The sequence below is a fragment of the Sorangium sp. So ce406 genome, assembly GCF_051474675.1.
Taxonomy (GTDB): Bacteria; Myxococcota_A; Polyangia; order Polyangiales; family Polyangiaceae; genus Sorangium; species Sorangium cellulosum_G.
In genome coordinates this window covers 8837264-8862502 of the sequence record NZ_CP150340.1, presented here as the reverse complement: position 1 = coordinate 8862502, position 25239 = coordinate 8837264, and the positions used below count along the sequence as shown (strand labels likewise).

The following is a 25239-nucleotide window of genomic DNA, read 5'->3' as shown; positions in this document are numbered from 1 at the left end:
TGGTCCGCGTGCGAGCGAGCCGGGAGGGACCGGCTCGCCGCTACTCCGCCAGCAGCGCCTTGAGGTGCCGCACCGACGGCGAGCCGTAGCTGAGCAGCCGGTCGTGGTAGGCGCGCTCCGTGAAGCCCGGCTTGCCCTCGTGCTCGGCGCGCAGGCGCATCATCTCGGTGAAGCCGTGGTAGTACGTCGTGAGCTGCGCGCTCGTGAGCCGGGCGCGCCGCCACTTGCCGACGGCCTCGCCTTCCTCCTGGAAGGCCTCCTTCGTCATCAGCGCGAGCGCCTCCTTCTCGTCCATCGCGCCCGCGTGCACCCCGTGGTCGAGGATCGCGTTCACCGCGAGGCGCAGCACCATCTTCTGGCGCTGCATCCGCACCTTCGGGCCGCCGAAGCCGTGGTGGGCCATCAGCCACTCGGTGTAGACCGCCCACCCCTCGACGAACGGGCCGCTCGAGAAGACAGCGCGGACCTTCGAGGGGAACCTGTTGTTGTGCATGAGCTGCAGGAAGTGGCCCGGCATCGCCTCGTGCACCGTGAGCTCGGCGAGCATGCTCTGGTTGTACTCGCGGTAGAACGAGTCGACGCGCGCCTGCGGCCAGCCCTCCGGCGTCGGCGCGATCGCGAAGAACGTCTCCTGCTTCGGCTCGAGCGGGCCCGACGCGTCGCAGTAGGCGACAGCGACGCCGCGGCGGTACTCCGGCATCTCGATGACCCGGCACGGCTCGTCCGGGATGCGCACGAGATCGCGCTCGCGGACGAACGCGGTCGCCGCGGCGAGCAGCTTCTCCGACTCCTTCACGATGGTGGCGTTCGTCGGGCGCTCGGCCGCGAGCGCGTCGAGGACCCTCCGGATCGCGGCCATCTTCTCGTCCCGCGTCTCGATCTTCGGGAAGGGCTGCTTGCCGAAGAGCGTCGGCCAGAGCTCCCTCGAGGTCTCGAGCATCTCCGCGTGGGTCTGCGCGAGCAGCGCGCGGGCGTCCTTGACCACCGCGTCGATGTCGATGGACGCGTCGTCCAGCGAGAAGCGGAGCTTCTCCTCGAAGCGCGCGCGGCCCAGCCGGAAGTCGCCGGTGCTCCTCGGGAGCAGGTCCTTCTCGAGGAACGCCTGGAAGTCCTCGAGCGCCGCGGCCGCGGCCTTCGCCGCCGCCTCGAGCTCGGCCTTCTGCGCCGGGACCTCCGCGAAACGCGAGGGCAGCTCTTCCTTGCAGAGCGCGATGAGCCCCTGGTTCTGCGTGATCGCCGTCTCGGTGTGGATCCGCGGGGGCGCCGCCGTGAGCCGCTGCTTCGCGGTCCGGACCAGCGCCGGGACGCCCGAGAGGCGGCCGCCGAGGCTCCGCATGCGCTCCTCGATCGGCGCGAAGCTCCGCGTGATCAGCGGGTCGAGCCCGTCGCCGACGAGGCCGGTGTAGACCATCGGGTTCCACGTCGCCTCGCGGAGCTCGTCGATCGCGAACAGCGCGGAGCGGAGCTGGTTCTCGATCATGGCCGCGTCGACGCGGCCCTGGAGGCCGAGCGCCTCCGCGGGCACCGAGCGCAGCTCGGCCAGCGCGCCCTCGAGCGCGCGCCGCCGCGCCGCCTCGCCCTGCTCGCTGACGTCCGGCCACGCGGCGTCGTACCGGTGATCCCCGGCCTCGGTGGCCCGGACCGGCTCGTCCCGCAGGTACTCCTCGAGCACGCGCGTCGACAGCGCCGCGAGCGCCCGCTCCGCGCCCGCCGCCCCGGCCCCGGCGTCGCTCGCGCTCACGACCGCCTCCTGCGCCCCGGGCTGCGCGGGCGGCCGGGCGGCGGGCTCTGCCGAGCCGCACGCGACGAGGTGCGCGACGAGGACGGGGAGACAGCCGCAAAGGGCTCCGCGCGATCTGCGGAGAGCGTGGCGTGTGTGGAATTTGCTGAGAAAAGAAGGCTCATCGGGGGCACCCTGTCGTCGCACCTGCGCGTTCTAGCGCCGGCGAGCGGAGAAGGGAACGTGCGGCCGGGTGAGCCGCGAGGTCGCGGCGCGTCACGGCGCGCTGCCGAGCGAGGCCCTCGCGATGCGGGAGATCGCGTCCATGTCGCTGTGCACGGCGTCGAGCAGCGGGCCGAGCGCGAGCCGGAGCTGCTTCGTGTTCGGGTGGCGGAGGATGCGCGCCACGTTCTCCGCCGCCAGCTCGCTCAGGTCCTGCTCGGCGTAGCGATCGACCTGGGCGCCCGACAGCGCGAGGCCCGGGAAGGCGGTGCGGCAGAGCGCGTCGACGAGCTCCCCCACGACGCCCGGCGCGATGCCCGCGGTGCCCAGCGCCATGCGCGCCTTCTGCGCGCTGATCGCGCACGACTCCGCGCGGAGCTGGCTGATCACGGGCGAGCCGAGCGCCGTGTGCCAGCGGGTGAGCTCGGCGGCCCGGCTCGCCTCGAGCTCGCCCGGCGGCGCGTCCGAGGCCGGCAGGAGCGCGGTCAGCACCTCGGTCGCGCCGGGGTCGATCGCGACGCGGCGCACGATGATCAGATCGTGGGCCCGCAGACATCCGAAGAGCAGCCGCGCGGACGTGTCGCGCAGGAGCGGCGCGAGCGCGGCCGCGATCACCGTGGGCGGCGAGCCGATGAGCCCGGGGCTCGACCCGCGCCCGTTGCCCGCCCCCGCGCCGCGCAGGCGCGGCGCGCCGGAGCTCGGCGGCGAGCGCACGCTCTTGGGTGGGGGCACGCTCGACGGCGAGTCGCGGCCGATGACCGGCGAGGCGCCGGACATCTGCCCGAGGCCGCGGCTGCTCGCGGGCGCCGCGCCCCAGCCGGCGCCGCTCGGCGGCGGTCGGCTCGACGGGGTGCCCGCGCTCCGCGGCGGCTCGTGGAGGAGGACCGGGCTCGACGCGACGCGCCGCGACTGCGTGGTGCGGTCGGTCACCACGTGCAGCGACGCGAGCTCGATCGCGCGCAGCGCCGGGACGCCGCGCGGCGCGCGGGCCGCGATCGCGGTGGCGAGCTCTGCCTCCCTGCCGAGGAGCGGCGCCTGCGCCGCGACCTCGCGCAGCAGCTCTCCGGCGACCTGCGCGCAGCGCTCCGCGGCCCTGTCCGCGGTGCTCTGCGTCTGCGGCTCCTTGAAATAGAGCGTTAACTTTCCCCTGACGTTCTCGCCGCGCGCCGCCGCCGTCACCACCTGCGATGCGCTCTCGACGTTGGCAGGTTCGCGCCCCCCGAAAGGCCAGAATCCCATACGCCCATTGTCGCGCGATCTCGGGTCCGGGCGCGAGCGCTTCGAGTGTCCGGCGCCTCACGCCCGCTCAATGGCGAGGCGGAACGGACACATAGCGATTCCCACGCTCGTAGAAGCGCCACGGCTTCTCCGCCCACGCACCTGCATAATCGACGTTGATGCGCGGCGACCTGCCGATGGGGCCCGCGGCGCCGGGGAGCAGCGAGAGCTGGGCGCCGCAGACATCCATCCCGTACGCGGCGCGGTCGAGCCCCAGCGCCCGGCACAGCTTCCCCGGCCCGTTGGTCAGCTCGACCCGCCCGGGCGCGATGCCCCGCCGGCGGCTCATGAGCGCGAGCCCGGTCACCGGCTCGACGGCGCGGACGAGCACCGCGTGCGGCTTCCCCTCCGAGGCCACGACGATGTTGAACGCCCAGTGCATACCGTAGAGCAGGAACATGTACGCGTGGCCCGGCGGGCCAAACATGACCTCCGTCCGCGCTGTCCGGCGTCCTCCGGCGCTGTGGGCGGCGAGGTCCTCCGGGCCGCGGTAGGCCTCGGTCTCGACGATGCGTCCGGCGGCGATGCCCTCGGGGGTCCTGTGGACGAGCACCTTGCCGATGCACGCCCGCGCCACGACGAGCGCGGGGCGGGCGTAGAAGTCGCGGGGCAGCGGCGCCGCTCCATCGAGGAGCGCGGCGCCGTCGCCGGGCGCGTGGGGCTCGGGGGTGGGGGGCACGGCGGGGCTCCGGGTCAGACGGCGGGGGGCCGCGCGGCCCGGAAGCGCGCGTCGATGAACGCGAGCACGTCGTCGCGGTGCTTCCGGGCCTGGAGCTCGTGGTGGAACACCGCCGCGATCTCCATCGTGGGCGAGATGACGTAGGTGATCCGCCGGGCGAGCCCGATGATGGGCCAGAGGACGTCGTAGGCGCGGCAGACGCCGCGATCGCGGTCGGCGATCATCGGATAAGGGACGCTGTGCGCCTCGGCGAAGCGGCACTGCGTCTTCTGGTCGTCGGTGCTGACGCCGACGATGCTCGCCCCCGCGAGCGCGATCTCGGCGTGGTTGTCGCGGAAGAGCTGGGCCTCGACGGTGCACCCGGGCGTGAAGGCCTTCGGGAAGAAGTACACGACGGTGCAGAGCCCGCCCTGCTGCGACAGCACGAAGCGCTGGCCATCGATGGCCACCCTGTCGATCTCCGGCGCGCGCGCCCCGACCTTCAGCATGCGGCCGCAATCTGCCGCAACTCGCCGCCCGCGTCGACAGGCGAGGCGGCGCGGGCGTCAGGTGTCGATGCCGAGCCGCTTCAGCCGGTAATAGAGGGTCGTGCGCTGCATCCCGAACTGCCGCGCGACCTCGGCCTTGTTCCCCCCGCAGCGCTCGAGGGCGGCGAGCAGCTCCCGCCGCTCGATGTCGTCGAGCTGGGAGCTCAGGTCGACCTTCGGCCGCGACGACGCCGGCGCGGCGAGCGCCTTGCCCGTCGCGTCCGCCTCGCCCGCCGCCGGCGCGGCGCCATGGCGCGCGCGGGGGGGCGGCTCGCTCGGCTGCGGGCGCGCCGTGAACGCGAGGTGCTCGGGCTGGATCACGTCGCCGCGCGAGAGGATGGCGGCGCGCTCGACCACGTTCTCCAGCTCGCGCGTGTTCCCGGGCCACGCGTACGCCGTGAGCTTCGCGATCGCCTCCTCGGAGAGCGAGGTGGCCGCGCGCGCGTTGCGGCGCGCGTACTTGCGCAGGAAGTGCTCGGCGAGCGCCCGGATGTCCTCGCGCCGATCGCGGAGCGGCGGCAGCCTGAGCGGGAACACCGAGAGCCGCGAGACGAGCTCCGGCAGCACGCCCGCGCGCGCCCAGGCCTCGTCGATGCCGGGCGTCAGCGACAGCACGACGCGCACGTCGACGCGGGCGGTCTCCGTCGACCCGATCCGCTCGACCTCGCCGTCGGTGAGCACGCGGAGCAGCCGCGCCTGCAGCGACGGCGCGAGCGGCGCCGGCTCGTCGAGGTAGATCGTCCCCCGGTGGGCGAGCTCGAGCCGGCCCGCGCGCTCGGTGAACGCGCCGTCGAAGGCGCCCCGCCGCCAGCCGAACAGCTCGCGCTCGAGCGCGTCGCCACGGAACGCGGCGCACGTCACCTTGACGAACGGCTGCTCCTCCCGCGGGGAGCCGACGTGGATCGCCCGGGCGACGACCTCCTTCTCGGCCCCCTCCTCGCCCTCGATCAGGACGTGCGTCGCCGCCTTCGCCACCTCGCCGATCCGGGCGGAGACCTCGCGCATGGCCTCGCTCTCGCCGGCGATCTCGCCGAAATCGATCGGATCCCGCTGCTCGCGCTCGAGGTAGCCGGCATAATGCGCGAGCTGCTCGCGCAGCCGCCGGTTTTCCCGGAGGGTCGCGACCCCGGCGATCGTCTGCCGGAGGACGACGGCGAGCTCCTTCGAGTTCCACGGCTTCTGGATGTACCGGTCGACCGCGCCCGAGTTCACCGCGTCGATGAGCACCGCCATGTCCGCGTAGGCGGTGAGCAGCACGCCCGCCGCGTCGGGCCTCCGCTCCTTCGCCTGCTTGAGGAACTCGATACCGCTCATCCCCGGCATCCGCTGGTCGGCCACGATCACCGCGGGATCGAGCCGTTCGAGCAGCGAGAGGGCCTCGGCGCCGCCGAGCGCGTAATGGAGCTTGAACGACTTCCTGAAGGCGAACCGGAACGCATCGAGGTTGTCCTGCTCGTCGTCGACGACGAGGACGTCGAAGCTGTTCCAGTCCAGATCGCGCATCGGGTCGCTCTGCCTCCCAGAGTTACTACAGCTCGGCACGATCGTGACAGCCGAGGCGCGCCAGGGCGGCGCGCGGCCATCGCGCGGCCATCGCCCACCGCGCGGTCGCCGCCGCACCCGGCTCGGTCGGGCGGGCGGGGAGGGCGGCTCGCTCGGCGCGCGGTCCTCGCCGCTCGCCGCGCGCCGCGCCCGGGCGGGGGCGAGCGTCCTTCCGACCGCGACGCGCGGCGAGGACCACGCGCCGGGTGGATCGATTTCTCCGCCGCCCCAGAAATACGCGGTAAGCTCCGCCCCCGCCCGCGAAGAGGGCGGGCTGGGCGAGCCCCACACGGAGGAAGCCGGATCATGCTCGAGGACGTCATCAAGGAGCTGCGCGAAGGGATCGACAAGGCCATCGAAGCTCTCCGGCGAGACCTGGCGAAGGTGCGCACCGGGCGCGCGAACGCGGCCATGCTCGACGGCATCCGCGTCGATTACTACGGCGTGCCGACGCCGATCGTTCAGATGGCCACGGTGTCCGTGCCGGAGCCGCGGCTCATCACGGTCAAGCCCTGGGAGAAGAACCAGGTGAAGGCGGTCGAGAAGGCGATCCGGGAGAGCGATCTCGGCTTGAACCCCCAGACCGACGCGGACCTCATCCGGCTGCCGATCCCGCCGCTGACGGAGGAGCGGCGCCGGGACATGGTGAAGCTCACGAAGAAGAACGGAGAGGAGTGTAAAGTTGCGATCCGGAAACACCGCCGGGACGCCAACGAGATGATCGACTCCCTCGAGAAGGACGGCGAGGTCAGCGGCGACGAGGCCGAGCGGGCCAAGAAGAAGGTCGACGACGTCGTGGCCGAGGGGACCAGGCAGGTCGACGCGGTGATCGCGCACAAGGAAAAGGACATCCTGGACGTGTGACCCGGGGCCGCGGCGACGCGGCTCCGGAGGCGCGGCAGAGCGCCAGGCGACGGCGGGGCGGGGGGGCTCGGGTCGGGCGTGGGGCGTGGTCCGGAGTCGAGACGGCAGCCGGTGCCCGCGACGACAATGAAGCGTCCAATGAAAAAGAGGCTTGCGGTCCCCCCGGTCCGAGTCGGTAGGATCAGGAAGGTCGGCGAGCGGGCGCCTCGAGACGCCCATTACGGTGCGAGAGGCCCTGCTTGACAGGTTTTCGGTAGCATGAAACGGTTGGTGTTCGAAGCCGAAGGCCCGGAGCCGTCTCAAGGATTCCCGAGGTTATGCGAGCGATCGCTTCAGGAATGACGGACGTTGGTCTCCAACGCGACCACAACGAGGACAGCTACGCCGTCCTGTCGGAGTATGACCTGTTCATCGTCGCGGACGGCATGGGAGGCCACCGCGCGGGGGACGTAGCCAGCCGGCTGGCGACCGAGTCGATCGCGGACTTCTTCCGGTCGACGTCGCGGGAGGACGCCACCTGGCCATTCCACTTCGACACCAGCCTGTCGGAGGAGGAGAACCGGCTCCAGGCGGGCATCCGCGTCGCGAACCGCCAGATCTTCGAGCGCAGCATCCGGTCCCGCGACTGCGCCGGGATGGGCACGACGGTCGTGGGGGCGCTCTTCTCGAAGAAGAAGAACCGCATCTACGTCGGCCACGTCGGCGACAGCCGCGCCTACCGCGTCCGCAAGGGCTCGATCAGCCAGCTCACGCGCGATCACTCGCTGTTCAACGACTACATCATGGCGATGCCCGAGCTCACCGAGGAGCAACGGGCCGAGCTGCCGCGCAACGTCATCACCCGCGCGCTCGGGATGAACGACAGCGTCGCCGTCGACCTGATCAGCGACGAGCCGCAGCCCGGCGACGTGTACCTGCTCTGCTCCGACGGCCTGAGCGGGATGCTCTCGGACGATCAGATCCTCCAGATCGTGAGCTCGACCGACGAGGTGCCGGAGATGTGCCGTCGCCTGATCGCCAAGGCGAACGAGAACGGCGGCGAGGACAACATCACCGCGCTCGTGATCCGGATCGACGACCAGGACGAGGCCGCGCTCCCGAACAGCGCGACGATCGGCCCGCCCGCCGACTCGCAGCAGGTCAGCTCGGGCGAGCGATCGACGGTCCCGGCGGCGTCGGCCTCGCGCTCCGAGAAGAGCTGAGGAGCGCGCGTCGTCAGCGACCGCGCGCGCCGTCAGCGCCCCCGTGCGCCCTGCGCGCCCCCGGGAGCGCGCGTCGTCAGCGACCGCGCGCGCGCCGCCCGGCGCGGCTCAGCTCCCGCAGCCGTCGAAGGCGAGGGCGCCCCGCCTGAGCTCGCACGAATAACCGTCGTTCAGCATCTCCAGGCACTCGAAGACGACCCAGATCTCGCCGGCGTTGACGCCCTGCTCGCTCTCGGGGACGAACCAGAACTCACACGGGGCGGCCGGATCGGAGACGAACGTCTCGCCGGCCGTCTTCACCGAGGAGAAGCTGATGCTGCCGAAGGCGGGCATCTCCTCGGTCGCCGCGGGCGTGATGGCGGGGATGTTGACGCGGACCTCGGCGGCCGTGGCGGGGTTCCTCGCCCGCGCGGAGACCTTGAAGGTGCCCGAGCCGGTCACGGAGCAGTCGATCGTGGCGCCTTCCTCGCCGTCGGTGAGCACGCGGAGCCTCTGGGCCGCGGTCACGTCGCCGAGCGCCACCGAGTGGCTCCCCGCGTTGCAGGAAGCGCCCGTGTCGACGAAGTTCATCGAGAACGCGCCGCGCGGGGTGGGCGGCGCCGGGTCGCTGCAGCCGAAGCCGAGCAGGGGGAGGAAGCCGAGCACGGGCACGAAGCCGAGGCGGGCGAGACGCATGGAAAGCTCCGGTGGTAGATGGCGGCCCCAAGGCCGCACATCGCTTCTATCGTACTCCGGGGCCCGCGATCAAACGGCGGCCGCGCGCGGCGCGATAACGCGCGCGGGCGTCACTCCAGCGCCTGCGCGACGTCGCCCCAGAGGTCCTCGGTCGCCTCCAGGCCGACCGAGAGCCGGAGCAGGCCGTCGGCGATGCCGAGCGCCTCCCGCGCCGCCGCGGGCACGGAGGCGTGGGTCATGATGGCGGGGTGCTCGGCGAGCGACTCGACGCCGCCGAGGCTCTCCGCGCAGGCGAAGATCGCGAGTCGCTCGAGGAACCGCGAGGCGACGGGGAGGCCGCCGCGCACGACGAACGAGATCATCGCCCCGGGCGCGACCATCTGCCGCGCGGCGAGCGCGTGGCCGGGGTGCGTGGGGAGGCCGGGGTAGTTGACCGCCTGGACGGCGGGGTGCTCGGCGAGCCTGGCAGCGATGACAGCGGCCGACGCGCACTGCTGGCGGACGCGCACGCCGAGCGTCTTGATCCCGCGGAGCACGAGGTAGCAATCGAACGGGCTCGGGACGGCGCCGATCGCGTTCTGCAGGAACCCGACCCGCTCGGCGAGGGCGTCCTCCGACGTGATGAGCGCCCCGCCGACGACGTCCGAGTGCCCGTTCAGGTACTTCGTCGTCGAGTGCGCGACGACGTGGGCGCCGAGATCGAGCGGCCGCTGGAGCACCGGCGTGGCGAAGGTGTTGTCGACGACGAGGAGCGCCCCGTGGGCGCGCGCGATCTGGGCGAGCCCGGCGATGTCGAAGATCTTGAGCATCGGGTTCGTCGGGGTCTCGATCCAGATCATCCGGGTGGCCGGGGTGAGCGCCTTGCGGACGACGTCGAGGTCGCTCATGTCGACCGGGGTCGAGGTGATGCCCATCGGCCGCATGACCTTGTCGAAGAGCCGGAAGGTGCCGCCGTAGACGTCATCGCCCGAGAGCACGTGGTCGCCTGGCCGGAGCGTGTGGAGCAGGGTGGCGGTCGCCGCGGAGCCGCTGCCGAAGGCGAAGCCGTGGCGCCCTCCCTCGATCGCGGCGAGGCACGCCTCGAGCGCCTTGCGGGTGGGGTTGCCGCTGCGCGAGTACTCGAAGCCCTTGTGGTCGCCCGGCCGCTCCTGGGCGAAGGTGCTCGCGAGGACGATCGGGGTCATGACCGCGCCGCTCGTCGGATCCGGCGGCTGTCCGGCGTGGATGGCGAGCGTGTCGAGGGCGAGCCTGTCGTGGCCTAGGTGGGGCTTCATGCGGTCGAGACTTATCTCATGCGCCGCGTGCGTCCACGGGTTTGGCGGCGAGGGCGCGGTCGTCGCGCGCCTCGCGCGCCCCGTCCAGGCCGTCATCGCCCCGCGTCGAACGCGTCGAGCAGCGCCCGCGCGCTGCCGGCGCGGCGCGCCGGATCGCGGTCGAGCTCGCGGGCGAGCGCGCGGCGCTGCCCGGGCGAGAGCGCGTCGGCAACCGCGAGCGCGTCGAGGCAGAGGCCCGACTCGCTGATCTCGACCAGCACCGCGGCCTGGTCGCGCGCGCGCGTGAGCGGCGCGCCGGTGGCGAACGCGACGAGGGTCGCCGCCATCGCATAGACGTCGCCGGCCGGCGTCGGCGGCGACTCGCCGCGCGCGATCTCGGGCGTGACGAACGGGGCCGTGCCCCTGTCGGCGGTCTCGAGCTCCGGCTCCATGCCGCGGAACCGCGCGGCGCCGAGGTCGACGAGGCCGACGTCGCCGAGCGGGCCGAGCAGCACGTGATCGGGGCCGATGTCGCCGTGGACGAAGCGGATCGGGCCCTCGGTGTCCGCGAGCTCCTGGAGCTCGGCGAGGGTCTCGATCGCGGTCCTGACGACGTGGACGACGAGCGAGGCGGGCGGAGGACGGCCGCGGCCGCGCCACCCGTCGAGCACGTCACGGAGCGAGGCGCCCTCGCGCCGGGTCTCGAGGAGGAAGGGGCCGTGGCGGTCGGCGCCGACGCGCGCGAGCGCGGGCAGGGCCGGGTGCCGGGCCAGCGCGAGCGCCTTCGCCTCGCGGACCATGGCGGCGCGCCCGGCGTGCGCGTGGAGGGCGCCGGGGGCGAGGCGCTTGCAGACCAGCGTGGAGTCACGCGTGGGACTCCGCGGCAGATCGCTGCGCCGGACCAGCGCCACGTCGAAGGTGGCGCCCGCGCCGAGGTGCTCGATCAGCTCGGTGCCCTCGGGAGCGGGGTAGGGCACGGCGCCGCCTCAGCCGTCCCCGCGCTGCGCGGGGGCCAATTCCTCGCACGCGCGGAGCCATTGCAGCGCCTCCTGGGCGCCGTCGCCGCCCCGCGTCGCGAGCGTCCACCGCGCGTCGCGCCAGCGCGCCACGAACTCGGCCCAGGGCGCCGGCGCGTCGCCGCGCCCCGACAGGGCGGCGACCCTGTCATCGATGCGCTGGAGCGGGAACACCGGCTTGCCGAGCCCGAACCGCGCTTGCGTCCAGTGGACCACGCTGATGAGGAGGCCATACCGGCAGCGGCGAGTCGCCTCGTTCACGCCCACCACCGGGGACCTCCAGTCGAGGTGGATGTCGTCGAGCTCCGGCAGCCGTGGCTCGCGCTTGCCCACGCAGATGTGCACGGCCTCCTCGTCGGGCCGGTGCACCTCGCGCCAGCTGTCCGCGTCGAGCGGCTCGCCGCCCCGGAGGAGCGACGCGACGGTCCCCGGCAGCGCGCCGAGGAGCGCGCCCCGCTGGTGCTCGACCCCCCCGAGGAGGGTGTCGCGCGCCATGCGGCGGCCGCCCGCTCCCGCGAGCCGGTCGTCGAGGCGCGCGCGCATCGCGGCCGGCTCCTCGTAGACCACCTTGAATCCCGCGCTCCCACCGAACCACACGTTGCGAAGATACCTGATCTGCCTCGACAGCCCGAGCGCAGGGTCGATGTCGCGGAGGCGCTCGAAGATGCGCACAACCATGTTGAGGCACGTCGGCCCGAGCCGGGTGAGCGCCTCGCCGAGATCGCGCGGCGCGGGGGCGCCCCAGAACGCGTTGTCCAGGTTGAGCTCCGCCCCGGGGCTCCCCGCGAGCCGGTCGGCGAGGCTCCTCTCGAGCGCCTCGCGCAGCGTCCCGTCGAGCCCACCCAGGTGCGGGCCCGCTCCGGCGTCGGCTGAACCGGTCATGCGGACATCCTATCACGACCCCCGGCGCGCCCTGAGCGCCGCCGCGCGCGCGGCGTCGCGGCCGCGCGGCGCTCAGGGCGCGCCGGGCCGCTCGATGGATCCGCCGGCGAGCCGCGCGCTCGCCGCGCCCGCGACCGCGCTGCGGCCGCCTGTGGGATGGCGGCGCACCCGCACGGGAGGACGACGGGGGCCAACTTTCCCTCGCCTCGTGCTGCATATCACTACCTTCGGCGCGAACGTGATAGAAGTCTTGAGAACGGCATGGATCCCAAGATTCTGGAGATGCTCTTCATCGCTGTGAGCAACGGCGTCGCCCTGTTCATCGGCGCTTACCTGGCGCGCAGATCGTCAGAGCTCAGCGGGGAGCGCCGGGCCGAGCACGAGGAGCGGGCGGAGGTCCAGAGACAGCGGCGAGAGGCGCTCCTGGAGCGCCTGACGCTCCAGCGGCGCGCGCTCGACGAGTACGGCCGGATGGTCGTCCGGTGGTCCTCGGCGCCGTCGTCCGGGGCGCAGCGGACGAAGGAGGACGACCTCGCGGCGGACCAGGAGTCGCTCGCGATGTACGCGCAGATGGCCAACGCGTTCGGGAGTCGTCAGTTCGCCGAGCAGGCGGCCGCGACGCTGCACGCCGTGCGCGCCGGCCGGGGGAACGCGCAGGTGTTCCCGTTCTCCGTGCAGATCGCCTCTGCCTGTTATCAGGAGATGATCCGGGCGATCTCCGAGCTGGAGAAGGAGATCGGCCTTCCGGCGCCGCGGTCGCCCGCGCGGCCGTTCCTCCCGGACGAGGAGCTCGCGAAAGAGGCGACTCGGCTGTTCTCCAGGAACGTCGTGGAGCGCTCCGGGATCGACCTCGGCATGGTCGATCAGATCCTGGAGCGCGTCCGGGTGAACCAGTCGCCCGAGGAGACGGACAGCCCCCGGTAGTCGGCCCGCCCCGCGCCGCGCGACGGACAGGGGCTCGTCGGGCCTACCGCCTTTGTGAGCGCGGTTCGAGCTCGGGTGATCGCGTACCAGGGCTCACTGGGCCCATCCCAGCCGGATGAGCGCATAGAAGATCAGGAGTCGGGGCACCCGGAACAGCACCAGCGTGAAGAAGTACCGCGGCGGGATGCGGTACAGCCCCGACAGATAACAGAGCATCGAGAAGGGGACCGGCGAGACGCTCCCGATCGCGATGGCCCAGTATCCGTATCGCTCGAACAGGCGATCGATCCTGGGCCGCGTCCGCTCGAGGCGCGCGGCGAAGATGCGGAAACGCGTGAGGTGATTGGCGAGGCGGTAACCCGTGTAGCCGGCGAGGAGCGAGGCCACGGAGATCACGACCATGGGGGCGATCTGCGACCCTCCCGACGAGATCGCCGTCAGCATGTAGAACTGCGGCGGGATGGGGAACGAGAACGCGTCGGCGAGGTAGGTGCCGACGAACATCCCGGCGAGGCCGAAGCGCTCCACGAACCCGCGGCCGAGCGCGTCGAGCTGGTCGCGCGCGAGGTGCGCCGCGAGCGCGATCAGGCCGAAGAGCGCGCCCAGGCTGAGCACGAGCTGGACCAGGGTGCGCCACAGGTCGCTCCGGCCGCCGCTCGAGCGCGCCTCGCCCTGTTGCGGCTGCGGCTGCTGCTCCGGTCGGGGCTGCGGCGCAGATTGCGGCGTCAGACCGCCTCCTGCCGGCGGCGCTGCAGCCGCTCGATGATCCGCCTGCTGCGGAGGGTGCTCTGGAAGATCCGCGTCGCCTTCTCGAGGGCGTCGAGGAGCCTTTGCGCCGCGCCGTGCTTGTCGACGTAGGCGAACGGCCGGTGCGCGTTGATGACCTCGAACGAGTCCTTCTCGTCCCGAGTCGCCGAGTAGAAGATCACCGGCACTTCCGGCTGCATCTTGCGGATCTGGTCGCAGACCCAGAAGCCGTCCTGGCCCGACATCCGCACATCGATGATCACGGCGCAGGTGTCCTCGGTGAAGGCGGCGACCCCGTCCAGGGCCGAGGCGCACACGACGACGCGGTACCGCTCCGAGAGCAGGGCGCCGAGCGGCTGCCACGTGCTCCTGTCCTCATCGACCACGAGCACGAGCGGAAGCCGCGTGGACTCGGGCCACTCACGATCCGGCCGCCGGGCCGGATCGGCCTCGAGCAGGGTATCGGGTTCCTTGGCGGGCATTCGTCTCAAGCTCGGCGGGCGCGTCAGGAACGCCCATGACGCAATGTACCACGCCCGGCGCATCGGGCCAGCGGGGCGGCGGGGTCGCGCCGGAGCGCGGGGCTGTCGCGCGCGTTGCAGGGCGCCCCGTCGGGGCGTCGCGCGCGATGCCCCTGAATTTCGTCTATGCTCGGCTCGAGGGCGCGGCCTCATGGTGAGGCTTGCAGGCCTGATGCAGGGCGCTGGTACCGTGTCCGGTCCCGCGCTCGCCCTCTCGTGCGCTGAGCGGGGTGCCGGTCGGCCTCGGGTCGCTCACGCGCGAGAGTCGCCGTTCCACAACCGAGGTGAGCTGCCCATGAAGAACGCAGAACTCCGATCGATGTCCCTCGTCCTCGCCGCCGCGCTCGGCCTCCTGGCCGCGGCCGTCGCGGGGTGCAAGGACGAAGAGGACTTGCACGCGTGCAGCGAGCTCTGCAAGCACCGCATCCTCTGCGCGGAGGAGAACGACACTCCGCCCCCGAGCCAGACGAGCTGTGAGACCGCGTGCCTCGGCCTCGAGGGAGAGGGCCTCGTGGAGCGAACCGAGGAGTGCGTGGCGCTCGCGTCCTGCGACTACGTGGCGTGCGCGGACCGCTGAGCCCGGCGAGCGCGCGGGCCTGCGCGGGAGGCGGGGCGCGCCTCGCCTCCCGGCCGGAGCGGCGCCGCGATCAGGGCTCCGCGTCGCACTCGGGCGCGTCGCGGAGGGGGCCCGAGGTGCGCGGTCCGTCGAAGTGCAAGAGCTCGAGATCGACGAGATCGAGGGTCTTGAACGTGAGGTCGAGCGGGCCGACCGACACGCCGGCTTCCGCCTCGGCGTAGGCGCGCACGCCGCCGTCGACCCGCGCGTCGTACGAGCAGTAGGGGGGCGCGGTCTCCGCCGCGACGCGCGCGTACGCGTGGACTCCGACGTTCGGCCCGAGGACGCCATAGAGGCGCGCACGGAGCTCCGCGCCGGCGCTCACCTTGCCGGACGCGGTGATCGCGCCGGGCGCCCCGATGGACGCCGTCCCCGAGGCCGAGCACGAGGGCTCCCAGATCGTGCTCCACGTCTCGTCCCTGTAGTCGACCCCGGCCTCGAGCTCGGCGGTCGTCTGCGCCTCGGCCGCGATCTCGGCGGCGGTGAAGGACAGCGCCAGATCGGCCGTCGCCGTCGGCACGACGTTCGTCGTGACGACAACGGGCACCGGCCCCACCCAGAACGTCAGCGTGGGCAGCGGCAGGCTCGGGACGCCGCCGGCGAGCTCGAGCAGATCGACAGCGCAGCTCCCCGTGACCGTGCCGGCGCCGTGGAGCTTGGCGCTCACGTCGAGCTTGCCGGACGCGACGAAGCGGAGCTGCTTCAGCTCCGGCACCGGGTTCAGCTTGCCCCTCGGGCCGACGTGGACCTCGAAATCGAGCACCGGAGAGAGCTCGGCGGTGACGTCGAGGACCGCGGCGCCGTGCGCGGTGACGCCGCACGAGGCGGGGAGGGAGGCCGAGGAGAGATCGAGGAGCTTCAGCGACGCGCCGGACGAGATCTTCAGGGCTTCTGCCTGGCTCGCGATCTGCTCGCCGTCCTCCTCGCCGAGGTCGCGGGCGCGCGCGACGTGCTCGTCGAGGGCGCGCGCGTACTCGCGGGCGTCGTAGTGGACGTGGAAGTGCCCTTCGGTGATGAACTCCGTCAGATCGGCGGGCGTCGTCTCGAGCGCGACCCGGGTCGCGTCGAGCGCGCGGACGCGCACGACCCGGGCGAGGTAGCCGCCCCCCGCCGTGCCGCCGAGCACGTCGCCCGCGGCGAACGGCGGCAGGCTGCCGTCATGGGTGATGACGAGCTCGTGGTCCCCGAGCTCCGCGCCGACGAACCCCGGCTCCTTCTCGGGCACGCGGGCGCGCTCGGACAGCTTGAGCGGCCGGACGACATCGACGTCGCCGGGGGCCGGCAACTCGGCATCATCCGCGGCGTCGCTCGAGGCGACGGCGCACGACGCGAGGCCCGGCGCGCCGAGCGCGAGGAACGCAGCAGACATGAGGCGCGCGGCCAGCGCGCGGCTCCCAGGGAGGGTGGTTTTCATGCGCGCGGACGCTACGCAGATCGTGTGGCGAACTGGTTACGGAAAAAAGACTTGCTGTCTGCGGTCGATGGGAGAGCGGCTCACAGCGATGGATGGATATCCAGGGAATCGATGTCTCGGGGCGCGCGGAGAGCGCTTATTGAATCGAGCGTTCGCGCCGTGCGGGCGCGCTCATGGTGCGCCGCACGGACGCCCAGGGGGACCGTGCGGGCGTACTCATGGACGGGCAGCCGCCGGGCCCGCACGCGCTCGGGCTCGAGCTCGCCCTGGCGTTCGCGGTCGCGGCTCTGCGCCGGTGACCGCCCCGGCGGCGCGCGGCGCTCGCCCTGCTCCTCGCTCCCTTGCCTCACCGCCCGCCCCCCGGCACGCTCCTGCCATGGGTCAGCCCGCCGAGAAGCAGCGCCGCGCGACGTACGCCGACCTCGAAGCCGTCCCGCCGAACAAGGTGGCGGAGCTCATCGGGGGCGTGCTCCACGTCATGCCTCGGCCGGCGCCGCGACATTCCAGGGCAGAGAGCGCGCTCCAGGGGGAGCTCTTCGGCCCGTTCGACCGCGGCCGCGGCGGGCCCGGTGGCTGGACCATCTTGGTCGAACCTGAGCTGCACTTCCCCGAGCCGGAGGCGCCCGGCGAGGCGGACGCGCTCGTGCCCGACCTCGCCGGCTGGCGCCGCGAACGCATGCCCGAGCTGCCCGAGACCGCATACTTCGCGCTCGCCCCGGACTGGATCTGCGAGGTCCTGAGCGCATCCACGGAGGACGTCGACCGTGACGAGAAGATGCCGATCTACGCGCGCGAGGGCGTGCGGCACGCGTGGCTCGTCGACCCGATCGCGCGCACGCTGGAGGTCTACGTGCTCGGCGAGGATCGTCGCCGGGGGTCTGCGGTGATCCACCGCGACGCTGCGCGCGTCCGCGTCGAGCCCTTCGACGCCGTCGAGCTCGATCTCTCGGTGCTCTGGGCGTAGCTGGCCGCCGCGCTGACAAGGGCGCTTTGCCCGCGGTGAGGGTGAGCGTCGCCGGGGGCGGGGTTGAACCCACCGCTGGACCCAAGCCCCCGGCTTCGTCCACGTCTCCAGCCCTCAGATCGTCGCTTTCGCGAACGAGTTCGGGCAGTTCTACCTGGGGTGAGTAACGGGATTTGAACCCGCGACACCTGGAGCCACAATCCAGTGCTCTACCAACTGAGCTATACCCACCGTTCTTCGCGGCCCGAGGGCTGCGAAGGCCTGGCAGAATACTCAGCTCCGCGCGGAGTGCAATCGGGTACCGCACCGACACGTCGCTGTTTTTTCAACCCGCCCCCGGCGGAGGCGCCGGCGCCCGGCGTCGCTCCCGTCCCGGGCCCCCCGGCGCGGCCCGCGGCGGCCGCCGTCTGCGGCCGCCGCCCCTCGGCCCGCGCGGCCCCGCCTCGGCCCCCCGGGCCATCGCGCCTTCCGGCCGACCGCTCAGAGCGTCGCCCACCGGCGCATCGCGACCCGGCGGGCCCGGTCCAGATCCGCCCGGTGGCGCGTCGAGATCGGCGCGCGCTGCGCCGCCGGCGGCGCCGACTGCCCTGGCGCGCCCGACAGCTCCTCGGCCGGCTCGCGGCCGGAAGCCGCGAGCACCGCCGCCGTCAGCGAGCCCTCGAGCGCGGCCAGGTCGTAGCCGCCCTCCAGGAGGAGGGCGAGCCGCCCCCGCGCCTTCGCGGTCGCCATCGCCGCGAGCCGGCGGCCCATCGCCGCGTAGGCCCCGCGCGACAGCTTCATCCCCGCCATCGGATCGCGCTCGTGCGCGTCGAACCCCGCCGAGACAAGGATCAGCTCGGGCGCGTACTCGTCGAGCACCGGGAGGACGATCTCGTCGAACGCCGCCTCGTAGACCGCGTCGGTCGCGCCGTCGGACAGCGGCACGTTCACCGTGTAGCCCACGCCCTCGCCGCCGCCGATCTCCTCGGCGGAGCCGGTGCCCGGATAGAACGGCCACTGGTGCAGCGAGCAGAACAGCACCCGCGGGTCGTCCCAGAAGACGTCCTGGGTGCCGTTGCCGTGGTGCACGTCGAAGTCGATCACCGCCACCCGCGAGAGCCCGCTGTGGAGCGCGGCCCTCGCCGCCACGGCGACGTTGTTCAGGAGGCAGAAGCCCATGCCGGCCTCGCGCGTGGCGTGGTGGCCGGGCGGGCGCAGCAGCGCGACCCCGACCTGACCGGGGCCCGCGAGCACCGCCTCGACCAGCGCCACCGCGGCGCCGGCGCCCCGCCTCGCCGCGTCGACCGAGCGCGGGACGACGTACGTGTCGGGGTCAAGCGCCGCGTAGTGGCCGCTGATCCGATCGAGCGACTCCAGGTACCGCGGGGCGTGGACCCGGGCGAGCTCGTCCTCGGTCGCGTCGCGCGACGTGACGCGCTCCAGCGAGAGGCCGGACGCGGCGCAGCGCTCGATCGCGCGGCGGGCGGCCTCGAGGCGCTCCGGGCGCTCGGGGTGCGCGCCGCGCGCGCGGTGTTGTTCGAACAGCGCGTCGTCGACGACGTGGAGGCGCGGGGCCTCGGAGTGCGGCTGATTCAAGTGCACCATGAGCTGGGTGGAGAGTTGTAGCAGCGCCGCAGCGGATGGTAGCTTGCCCTGAGCCCCGGAAAGAAGGAGTGGAGACGCAGGATGCGCGGAAAGATCATCGCAGTCTTCGCCGTGATTGTCCTCATGGTCGGAGGGCTCGCGTATGCCCTCGCGCGCGCCTCCCTCGGGCAGATCGCCAGCCCGGGCGAGGCGCCCCGCGCGCTCGCGGCCGCCATGGCGCAGCTCCAGGTGGACGGCCTCGTGCTGGAGCGGTGGCTCGCCTCCCACGCGAGCGACCCGAAGCTGCGCGAGCCGTTCAACGCCGGCACCGCCCCGGCGCGCGCCGAGGCGGCCACCAGCGCCGCCAACGCCATCCGGGAGGCGGTCGCCGCCTCGCCCGAGCTGGCGAGGACCCCGCCGTCCCTCGTCGTCCTCGTCGACACGAAGGGCGTGGTGCTCGGGCGGAACGCCTCCGCGCTCATGCGCGGGGACAACCTCGGCGCCGTCTACCCGTCGCTGAAGCTCGCCATCGAGCAGGGCGTGACCGGCTCGGACGTGTGGGTGAGCCGGGCGCGCAACGAGCAGCTCCTCGCGTCCTACGCGCCCATCCGCAGCGACGCCGGGCAGATCATCGGCGCCGTCGCGGTGGGCACCGCGCTGAACGACGAGCGGCTGACCAACGCGAGCGAGCGCACGAGCGGGCGCCTGCTGGTCGTCGCCATGCAGTCGGGCGACGGGCTCGACGTCGTGGCGAAGTCGCGCGACGCTCCGCCGCAGCTCGTCGCGGCGCTCACCGCGTCGCCGGCGAAGGACGGCGCGCTGCACGCGCTGAGCTCCGGGCGGATGGTCGACATCGGCGGGCTGTCCGGCGAGTACAGCGCCGTCGGGCACGCGCTCGACGGCTACGGCGACGGGCGGCGGGCGGTGCTCCTCAGCATCGCGCAGCTCAGGACGCCGGGCCTCGCGAACAGCCTGCTGTGGCCGCTGCTCGGCGTCACCGCGCTCGGGCTCGTGCTCGTCGTGATCGCCGCCTACTTCCTCGACGCGTACATCTCGCAGCCGGTCTCCGAGATCGAGGACGGCCTGCTCGCGATCATGAACGGCCGGACCGACCTCCGGTTCGGGATCGAGCACGCCGAGCTCGGCGGGCTCGTGTTCCGGCTGAACTCGCTCCTGAACCAGCTCCTCGGCGTGCAGGAGGACGAGACCGACGCCGAGGGGCGCCCGTCGCGCGCCCCGACGTCGGCGTCGTTCCGGGACGCCCTCGAGGTCGACGAGCGGATGGCCGCGCTGTCCGCCGACGAGATCCCCGCCGACGCCAAGGCGCTCCTCGAGGAGCCGGAGGACGCGTACTACGGGCGCATCTTCGCCGAGTACGTCGCCGCGAAGCGGTCGCTCGGCGACCCGGTGGACCACATCACCCGCGACGCGTTCGTCGCGCGCCTCAAGGCGAGCGAGCAGGAGCTCGGGCAGAAGCACGGCAAGCCGATGCGCTACAAGGTCGAGGTGCGCGGCAAGGAGATCGTGCTCCTCGCCGTGCCGCTCGCCTAGGGCTCTGCGTCGCAGACCGGAGAGATTTCAACGCAAAGGCGCAAAGGCGCAAGATGAAGGGAACTTGTCCCTCCTCGCGCCTTTGCGCCTTTGCGCCTTTGCGTTGAAATCTCCCTCCAGATCCCTGGCGCGACGTCGGAGGAACTAGTGCAGCACGGCGTCCGGGCCCTCGTGCAGCTCGACGCGCCCCGACGAGGGCTCGCGGCGGAGCGCGATCACGTCGGAGAGCTCGCAGCCGAGCGCGATCGCCGGCGACGACGTCGTGACGATCCACTGCACGTTGGGCAGCGCCGCGCGCAGGCGGGCGGGGAGCGAGCGCTGCCGGTGCACCGGCTGCTGCGCCTCGATGTCGTCGATCAGCACCACCCCCTCGGCGAGGCGCGGATCGCCGCTCGGGTGCGCGGAGGCGAGCGCGCGGAGCGCCAGCGCGCCGAACGCGACGGCGTGCCGCGCGCTCCGACCGAGGTCGTCGAAGTCGACGCGCTGGCCGTCCGCGCGCTCGAAGATCGGCTCGAGCCGGAGCGGGTCGACGCCCACGTACCTCGCGCCGTGGCCCTCGAGCAGCGCCGCGAGCACCTCCCTCAGCGCGCGATCGAGCGCGTCGAGCCGCGCCGCCTGCGCGTGCGGCTCGGCGCGCGATCGCGCGTCGGACGGCGCGCGCGGCAGGGCATCCGGCAGCGCTTCTGCTCGCCCGTCCGGTAGGCCGTCTGCCTGTGCGTCCGGCTGCGCGTCTGCTCTCGCGTCCGGCCCGTCCGCCGAGCGGCCGCGCGCGAGCGCGGCGGCGACGGGGATGAACGAGAGCACCTGCTTCGTCTCGCGCGCGAGGTCGGTGCGGGTCGCGTCGTCGAAGCTCGCGGCCGCGCGCACGTCGTAGCGGAGGACGCTGCGCTCGGGCGTCGTCAGCATGACGGACGTGCGCGAGAACCAGCGCGCGCCCGAGAGCGCGACGAGGACGAAGCCCCCCTCCGCCGCGCGCCGCTCGAACAGCGACTGCTCCCTCCGCCGCAGGAGCGCCGCGTCCTCGGGCTCGTCGAGGCGCGCGTTCGGGCTCGCGACGCGCAGCGGGTGCGCGCGCGCAGGATCGTCCGTCCCGAGCATCCAGTCGGTGACCACGAGCGGGGTAGCGCCGTCGTCGGCGCGCGACCTCTGCTGTGCGACCGCGTACCCGGGGCGCGTCGACGCGATCGCGGACAGGATCGAGGTCTTGCCGACCCCGTCGCCGCCGAAGAGGACCACGAGCCGGCGCGGCGCGCCGGCGGCGTCCTCGAGGGACAGCGAGAGGTCATCGAAGGGGCCGACGTGGGCGAGGCGGACGCGGGAGAGCAGCACCGACCGCGAAGCTATCACCGCGCGGCGCGCGTGGATCCACGCCGGCGCTGCCAGCCGGCGCCGCGCGCCGCCGCGCGCCGGTCGCTGCGGCTGCGTCTGCCGCTGGGGCTGCACCGGCGCGCCCCCGACGCGCCGTGGCATGCCTCGCGGATGCGCGTCCGCCCCGCGCAGCCGGTAGCGTGCGAGGGCGCGGCGGCCTAGATTCGTGATCCGGGGTCGTCACCGTGCTGCGCAAGCTGCCTCCGCCGGATTTTCGCTACGTGTGCCTCCACCCGGAGCCCGGCTCGACCGGCGCGCTCGCCGCGGCGGGGACCGCGGGGCTCGCGGGCGTCTCCGCGGCCATCTGGGGCGCCGGGAGCCAGACGCTCTCGCTGGGGCTCATGGCGATGGGGAGCGCGCTCGGCGTGCTCGCGCTGGCCCGCGCCGAGCATCGCCTCCAGGCCCAGCGCGGCGCGCGCGAGGTGGCGATGGCCGTCGTCCCCTGGGGCATCCTCGTCGACCCGGACACGGAGCCGCGCGTGCTCCGGTGGCCCGCCGTGAAGCGGGTGAGCGTGGACGTCTCCCACACGATGCGCGGCGGGACGCCCGCCGTCGTGTCGAGCCTCGTGACCGTGCACACGGCGCGCGACGTGCTCGCCGGCCGCGCCGCGGGCGCGGTCGACCTGGAGCGGCTCCTCGCCAACCTCGAGGGCTACGCGCAGGAGGCGGCGCGGCCCGTCGCGGCCGACATCGAGGGGCAGACGGCGCTCGGCGACGGCGTGACCGAGCCGATCGCCGCGGCCCTGCTGCAGGCGGCGGACGGCGTGTGCGCGACCAGCCGCGGCTCTGCGCAGCTCGCGCTGCCCGGGGGCGGCTACCGCACCGCGGCGGCGCGCGCGGCGGCGCCCGAGACGATCGCGGTGCTGCGCTCGGCGCTCTCGTGGAGCTACGACTGCCCCGCCGATCCGCGGCCGCTGGCGGCCGTCCTCGCGGGCGAGCTCGGGGCGGCGGAGCTCGTGCCCGAGCTGCTGCGGCTCGCGAGCGCGCCGCACCCCGTGGCCGCCGCGTTCGGCAAGGCCGCCGCGCTCCGCCTCGGTGCGCCGCCGAACCGCGCCGGCTCGCTCGACGAGGTCGCGGCCTTCCTGTTCGAGGAGGACGTCGAGATCGGCAAGCGGTGGATCGCGTCGGGCCCGACACTTTGTTTGCGACGTGGCGCGGAAGCTTGCTAGCTAGAGGGGTCGGCAGCGCGAGCGCTGCGGCGCGAGCGGCCTGCGCGCGGAGGCCGCCGTCCCGCGGCCCTCTGTCCTCACGGCGCGCTGCCGGCGGGTCGTCCACCGCGTCGGGTCGGCTATGAAACGGGCTCCGTCGCCACCGAAGCCGTCGTCACGGGCAGCGCGCCGCCGGCTCGCCGCCGCGTGTGTCCTGGGCCTCTCGCTCGCCGCGTGCGCGGAGCACCGCGCGGCCGGCCCGCCGCCGTCGCAGAGCACCGCGCGCGCCGCGCCGCCGGCCGTGCCGTCCGCCGTGAGCGGCGCCGCCGCGGCCGTCGCGGCCGTCGCGTCGCCGGTGATGGACGGCGCGTGGGTCGAGGCGGTGCGCCTCGAGCGCTGGGCCGAGGCGGCGGAGCGGATCGACGCGCTGCCCATGGAGCAGCGGGCGATGCCCGGGATGAAGTTCGCGCGGGCGCGCGTCGCGTTCGAGCTCGGCGACCACGGCAAGGCGGTCGAGCTGCTCCACGGCCTCGAGCAGGCGCTGCCGCTGCTCGCCCGCGAGGTGGCGCGCTACCGCGCCGAGGCCGCGTTCGAGGTGGGCCCGTTCCTCGAGGCGGCGGCGTACTTCGAGCGCGCGGGCGGCGCGCCCGGCCTCGCGCGCGCGGCGGTCGCCGCCATGAAGGGCGGCGACCTCGCGCAGGCCCGCGCGCTCGCGGACCGGGCCGTCGTCGCGGCGCAGCGCGCGCGCAAGACGCGCGACGAGGCGGCGGCGCGGCTCGCGCGGGCGCGCGTCCTGCTCGCCGCGCGCGACGCGGCCGAGCGGTCCGGGGACAAGGGCCCCGCGAAGGCCGCCGCGGCGGAGCTCGCGCTCGCGGACCTCCGGTGGATCGTGAAGAGCGCGCCGTCGTCGGCCGACGGGCGCGAGGCCGCGGCGCTCCTCGCCGCGGCGCCGGGGTCGCTCTCGCCGGAGGAGCGGCTCCAGAAGGCCGACGCCATGGTCGCCGCGGGCAGCGCGTCGCAGGCGATCGCCGAGCTCGACAAGGTCGCGGGCGTGTCCGCCGCGGAGCTCCACCACCGCCGCGCCACGGCGCTGTACCAGGCGCGCGACTACGAGGGCGCGGCCGCGGCGTTCCTCAAGGTCGCGGCGTCGCCGTCGGCGCGCCAGGCCGAGCAGCTCCACCTCGCGGCGCGCTCGCTCTCGCGCCTCCGGCGCGAGGGCGAGGCGATCGAGCGGCACCTCGCGGTCGCGCGCAGGTTCCGGAAGACCCGGTGGGGGGAGCTCTCGAGCCTGCTCTCGGCGCGGCTGCTCATGCAGGTCGGTCGCTACGCCGAGGCCGTCGCGCAGTACGGCCGGTTCCTCTCGGCCTACCCGCGGAGCGAGCGGCGCCGCGACGCGACCTACGAGCGCGCGCTCGCGATGCTGTCGACGAGCAACGCCGCGCGGGCGCGGCAGCCGCTCGAGCAGCTCGCGCGCGACGCGGGCGCGGCCGACGCGGCGAAGCTGCGCGAGCTCGCGGGGCTCGCGGCCCTGCGCGGCGGCGATCGCGACGGCGCGGCGCGGCTCTGGGCGCAGGTGATGCGGGAGCAGCCGCTCTCGTGGGGCGCGCTGCTCGCGCGGTCGCGCCTCGCGGCGGTGGGCGCGCCGATGCCGCCGCTGCTCGTCCCGGCGTCGCTCGCGGACGCCCGGCCGGTGGACGTGAAGCTGCCGCCTGGCGCGGCGCTGCTCGCGTCGATGGGGCTCGACCGCGACGCGGAGGCCCACCTCGCCGAGAACGAGCGCGCGGCGACCGCGCCGTACGCGGGCCAGGAGAGCGAGGCGCTCTGCAGGATGTACGGCATGCTCTCGCCCGCGAAGCGCCGCTACCGGGTGGGCACGCAGGCGGTCTCCGCCGCCGCGCTCCAGCGCGCGCCCTCGCAGGCCGATCGCTGGACGTGGGAGTGCGTCTATCCGGAGCCGTACGTCGGCGAGGTGCGCGCGCTCGAGGCGCAGCACGGGCTGCCGCGGGGCCTCGTCCACGCGCTGATGCGCCAGGAGAGCGCGTTCGATCCCGTCGTGGTGAGCCCCGCGAGCGCGGTCGGCCTGATGCAGCTCATGCCGGCGACGGCCAGGAAAGCCGCGAGCGAGCTGTCGCTCGGCTTCGAGCTCGATCAGCTCAAGAGCGCGCCGATCAACCTGCGCCTCGGCGGCTTCTACATCGGCAAGCTGCTCCGGACGTTCGAGGGCAGCTTGCCGCTCGCGACCGCGGCGTACAACGCGGGCCCGACGGCCGTGTCGCACTGGCTCGAGGGCAACATCGACCGGGACACCGACGTGTGGGTGGCGCGGATCCCCTACGACGAGACGCGCACCTATGTGGGCCGCGTCCTCTCGAACCTCGCGCGGTACCAGTGGCTGGACGGCGGCGATGCGGCCGTGGAGATGCTCCCGCTCACGCTCCCCGCGGACGCGCGCGCCCCGGCGGACGCCTACTGAGGCGCGCCACCCAGGTACGCGCACGACGGTCGCGGTTCGACGGACGCCACCGAGGTACGCGCACCGAGGGCGGCCGCCGCCGTACAGCGC

At 73.8% G+C, this 25239-nt stretch carries 22 protein-coding genes and 1 tRNA gene; 8 read left to right on the top strand and 15 right to left on the bottom strand.

Annotated elements, in window-relative coordinates:
• Nucleotides 1-40: 40 nt before the first annotated feature.
• The 5 genes from WME96_RS33010 to WME96_RS32990 form a co-directional block, all read right to left on the bottom strand.
• Nucleotides 41-1741, bottom strand: coding sequence for a DUF885 domain-containing protein (locus tag WME96_RS33010; RefSeq protein ID WP_437285562.1), 1701 nt, complete (start codon nt 1739-1741; stop codon nt 41-43).
• A gap of 255 nt (nt 1742-1996) precedes the next feature.
• On the bottom strand, nt 1997-3181 hold the full coding sequence (locus WME96_RS33005; protein WP_437285561.1) for a hypothetical protein: 1185 nt from the start codon (nt 3179-3181) through the stop codon (nt 1997-1999).
• Nucleotides 3182-3248: 67 nt separating this feature from the next.
• The gene (locus WME96_RS33000) at nt 3249-3899 is read right to left on the bottom strand and encodes a DNA-3-methyladenine glycosylase (protein ID WP_437285560.1); all 651 of its coding nucleotides are present in this window, start codon (nt 3897-3899) and stop codon (nt 3249-3251) included.
• Between the two features lie 14 nt (nt 3900-3913).
• A complete protein-coding gene (locus tag WME96_RS32995) occupies nt 3914-4387 on the bottom strand; it encodes a peroxiredoxin (RefSeq protein WP_437285559.1) in 474 nt (157 codons plus the stop codon).
• 57 nt (nt 4388-4444) lie between these two features.
• Nucleotides 4445-5929 carry a sigma-54-dependent transcriptional regulator gene (locus WME96_RS32990; protein WP_437285558.1) on the bottom strand — a complete coding sequence of 495 codons (1485 nt, stop codon included), beginning with the start codon at nt 5927-5929 and terminating at the stop codon, nt 4445-4447.
• Between the two features lie 345 nt (nt 5930-6274).
• Here WME96_RS32990 and frr point away from each other — a divergent pair, with 345 nt between their 5' ends.
• Together frr and WME96_RS32980 are read left to right on the top strand one after the other, a co-directional pair.
• Entirely contained in the window at nt 6275-6832 is a 558-nt protein-coding gene (frr, locus tag WME96_RS32985) for a ribosome recycling factor (RefSeq protein WP_437285557.1), read from the top strand.
• Between the two features lie 338 nt (nt 6833-7170).
• Nucleotides 7171-8034, top strand: a complete 864-nt coding sequence (locus tag WME96_RS32980; protein ID WP_433928339.1) for a Stp1/IreP family PP2C-type Ser/Thr phosphatase — start codon at nt 7171-7173, stop codon at nt 8032-8034.
• A 108-nt stretch (nt 8035-8142) separates the two neighbouring features.
• On the opposite strand, the gene WME96_RS32975 is transcribed toward WME96_RS32980, so the two are convergent.
• The 4 genes from WME96_RS32975 to WME96_RS32960 form a co-directional block, all read right to left on the bottom strand.
• Entirely contained in the window at nt 8143-8709 is a 567-nt protein-coding gene (locus WME96_RS32975; RefSeq protein WP_437285556.1) for a hypothetical protein, read from the bottom strand.
• A gap of 110 nt (nt 8710-8819) precedes the next feature.
• Nucleotides 8820-9983 carry a cystathionine gamma-synthase gene (locus tag WME96_RS32970; protein ID WP_437285555.1) on the bottom strand — a complete coding sequence of 388 codons (1164 nt, stop codon included), beginning with the start codon at nt 9981-9983 and terminating at the stop codon, nt 8820-8822.
• A gap of 92 nt (nt 9984-10075) precedes the next feature.
• Nucleotides 10076-10939, bottom strand: a complete 864-nt coding sequence (locus WME96_RS32965; protein ID WP_437285554.1) for a protein kinase domain-containing protein — start codon at nt 10937-10939, stop codon at nt 10076-10078.
• Between the two features lie 9 nt (nt 10940-10948).
• Nucleotides 10949-11860, bottom strand: a complete 912-nt coding sequence (locus WME96_RS32960; protein ID WP_437285553.1) for a hypothetical protein — start codon at nt 11858-11860, stop codon at nt 10949-10951.
• Between the two features lie 261 nt (nt 11861-12121).
• Here WME96_RS32960 and WME96_RS32955 point away from each other — a divergent pair, with 261 nt between their 5' ends.
• Entirely contained in the window at nt 12122-12784 is a 663-nt protein-coding gene (locus WME96_RS32955; RefSeq protein ID WP_437285552.1) for a hypothetical protein, read from the top strand.
• Between the two features lie 93 nt (nt 12785-12877).
• On the opposite strand, the gene WME96_RS32950 is transcribed toward WME96_RS32955, so the two are convergent.
• Together WME96_RS32950 and WME96_RS32945 are read right to left on the bottom strand one after the other, a co-directional pair.
• A complete protein-coding gene (locus WME96_RS32950) occupies nt 12878-13399 on the bottom strand; it encodes a YqaA family protein (RefSeq protein WP_437285551.1) in 522 nt (173 codons plus the stop codon).
• Between the two features lie 110 nt (nt 13400-13509).
• A complete protein-coding gene (locus WME96_RS32945; protein ID WP_437285550.1) occupies nt 13510-14013 on the bottom strand; it encodes a response regulator in 504 nt (167 codons plus the stop codon).
• Nucleotides 14014-14347: 334 nt separating this feature from the next.
• Here WME96_RS32945 and WME96_RS32940 point away from each other — a divergent pair, with 334 nt between their 5' ends.
• The gene (locus WME96_RS32940) at nt 14348-14629 is read left to right on the top strand and encodes a hypothetical protein (protein WP_437285549.1); all 282 of its coding nucleotides are present in this window, start codon (nt 14348-14350) and stop codon (nt 14627-14629) included.
• Between the two features lie 70 nt (nt 14630-14699).
• On the opposite strand, the gene WME96_RS32935 is transcribed toward WME96_RS32940, so the two are convergent.
• Complete coding sequence (locus WME96_RS32935) at nt 14700-16082, bottom strand: hypothetical protein (protein ID WP_437285548.1); 1383 nt, start codon at nt 16080-16082, stop codon at nt 14700-14702.
• A 376-nt stretch (nt 16083-16458) separates the two neighbouring features.
• Between WME96_RS32935 and WME96_RS32930 the strand changes: the two genes are divergently transcribed.
• Nucleotides 16459-17046 (top strand): Uma2 family endonuclease, encoded by a 588-nt coding sequence (locus WME96_RS32930; RefSeq protein WP_437285547.1) that lies wholly within the window; start codon nt 16459-16461, stop codon nt 17044-17046.
• A 155-nt stretch (nt 17047-17201) separates the two neighbouring features.
• Here the strand turns inward: WME96_RS32930 and WME96_RS32925 are convergent.
• Together WME96_RS32925 and WME96_RS32920 are read right to left on the bottom strand one after the other, a co-directional pair.
• A tRNA-His gene (locus WME96_RS32925) sits at nt 17202-17277 on the bottom strand.
• 249 nt (nt 17278-17526) lie between these two features.
• Nucleotides 17527-18630: a histone deacetylase family protein gene (locus WME96_RS32920; RefSeq protein WP_437285546.1), complete on the bottom strand. Its 1104-nt coding sequence runs from the start codon at nt 18628-18630 to the stop codon at nt 17527-17529.
• An 81-nt stretch (nt 18631-18711) separates the two neighbouring features.
• On the opposite strand from WME96_RS32920, the gene WME96_RS32915 reads away from it, so the two are divergent.
• Nucleotides 18712-20160, top strand: coding sequence for an MXAN_5187 C-terminal domain-containing protein (locus WME96_RS32915; protein ID WP_437285545.1), 1449 nt, complete (start codon nt 18712-18714; stop codon nt 20158-20160).
• Nucleotides 20161-20304: 144 nt separating this feature from the next.
• Here WME96_RS32915 and WME96_RS32910 read toward each other — a convergent pair whose 3' ends face one another.
• Nucleotides 20305-21630, bottom strand: a complete 1326-nt coding sequence (locus WME96_RS32910) for a hypothetical protein (protein WP_437285544.1) — start codon at nt 21628-21630, stop codon at nt 20305-20307.
• 83 nt (nt 21631-21713) lie between these two features.
• Here WME96_RS32910 and WME96_RS32905 point away from each other — a divergent pair, with 83 nt between their 5' ends.
• Both WME96_RS32905 and WME96_RS32900 read left to right on the top strand, forming a co-directional pair.
• The gene (locus WME96_RS32905; protein WP_437285543.1) at nt 21714-22697 is read left to right on the top strand and encodes a hypothetical protein; all 984 of its coding nucleotides are present in this window, start codon (nt 21714-21716) and stop codon (nt 22695-22697) included.
• A 121-nt stretch (nt 22698-22818) separates the two neighbouring features.
• On the top strand, nt 22819-25149 hold the full coding sequence (locus WME96_RS32900; protein WP_437285542.1) for a transglycosylase SLT domain-containing protein: 2331 nt from the start codon (nt 22819-22821) through the stop codon (nt 25147-25149).
• Nucleotides 25150-25239 lie beyond the last annotated feature (90 nt).

Excerpts from the sequence above, each read along its gene's own strand:
- WME96_RS32995 (WP_437285559.1), bottom strand. The coding sequence starts at position 4,387 with ATGCTGAAGGTCGGGGCGCGCGCGCCGGAGATCGACAGGGTGGCCATC.
- WME96_RS32980 (WP_433928339.1), top strand. The coding sequence starts at position 7,171 with ATGACGGACGTTGGTCTCCAACGCGACCACAACGAGGACAGCTACGCC.
- WME96_RS32920 (WP_437285546.1), bottom strand. The coding sequence starts at position 18,630 with ATGGTGCACTTGAATCAGCCGCACTCCGAGGCCCCGCGCCTCCACGTC.
- WME96_RS32910 (WP_437285544.1), bottom strand. The coding sequence starts at position 21,630 with ATGCCACGGCGCGTCGGGGGCGCGCCGGTGCAGCCCCAGCGGCAGACG.
- frr (WP_437285557.1), top strand. The coding sequence starts at position 6,275 with ATGCTCGAGGACGTCATCAAGGAGCTGCGCGAAGGGATCGACAAGGCC.
- WME96_RS32930 (WP_437285547.1), top strand. The coding sequence starts at position 16,459 with ATGGGTCAGCCCGCCGAGAAGCAGCGCCGCGCGACGTACGCCGACCTC.
- WME96_RS32955 (WP_437285552.1), top strand. The coding sequence starts at position 12,122 with ATGGATCCCAAGATTCTGGAGATGCTCTTCATCGCTGTGAGCAACGGC.
- WME96_RS32975 (WP_437285556.1), bottom strand. The coding sequence starts at position 8,709 with ATGCGTCTCGCCCGCCTCGGCTTCGTGCCCGTGCTCGGCTTCCTCCCC.
- WME96_RS32935 (WP_437285548.1), bottom strand. The coding sequence starts at position 16,082 with ATGAAAACCACCCTCCCTGGGAGCCGCGCGCTGGCCGCGCGCCTCATG.
- WME96_RS32990 (WP_437285558.1), bottom strand. The coding sequence starts at position 5,929 with ATGCGCGATCTGGACTGGAACAGCTTCGACGTCCTCGTCGTCGACGAC.
- WME96_RS32915 (WP_437285545.1), top strand. The coding sequence starts at position 18,712 with ATGCGCGGAAAGATCATCGCAGTCTTCGCCGTGATTGTCCTCATGGTC.
- WME96_RS32940 (WP_437285549.1), top strand. The coding sequence starts at position 14,348 with ATGAAGAACGCAGAACTCCGATCGATGTCCCTCGTCCTCGCCGCCGCG.
- WME96_RS32960 (WP_437285553.1), bottom strand. The coding sequence starts at position 11,860 with ATGACCGGTTCAGCCGACGCCGGAGCGGGCCCGCACCTGGGTGGGCTC.
- WME96_RS32970 (WP_437285555.1), bottom strand. The coding sequence starts at position 9,983 with ATGAAGCCCCACCTAGGCCACGACAGGCTCGCCCTCGACACGCTCGCC.
- WME96_RS32945 (WP_437285550.1), bottom strand. The coding sequence starts at position 14,013 with ATGCCCGCCAAGGAACCCGATACCCTGCTCGAGGCCGATCCGGCCCGG.
- WME96_RS32900 (WP_437285542.1), top strand. The coding sequence starts at position 22,819 with ATGAAACGGGCTCCGTCGCCACCGAAGCCGTCGTCACGGGCAGCGCGC.
- WME96_RS33005 (WP_437285561.1), bottom strand. The coding sequence starts at position 3,181 with ATGGGATTCTGGCCTTTCGGGGGGCGCGAACCTGCCAACGTCGAGAGC.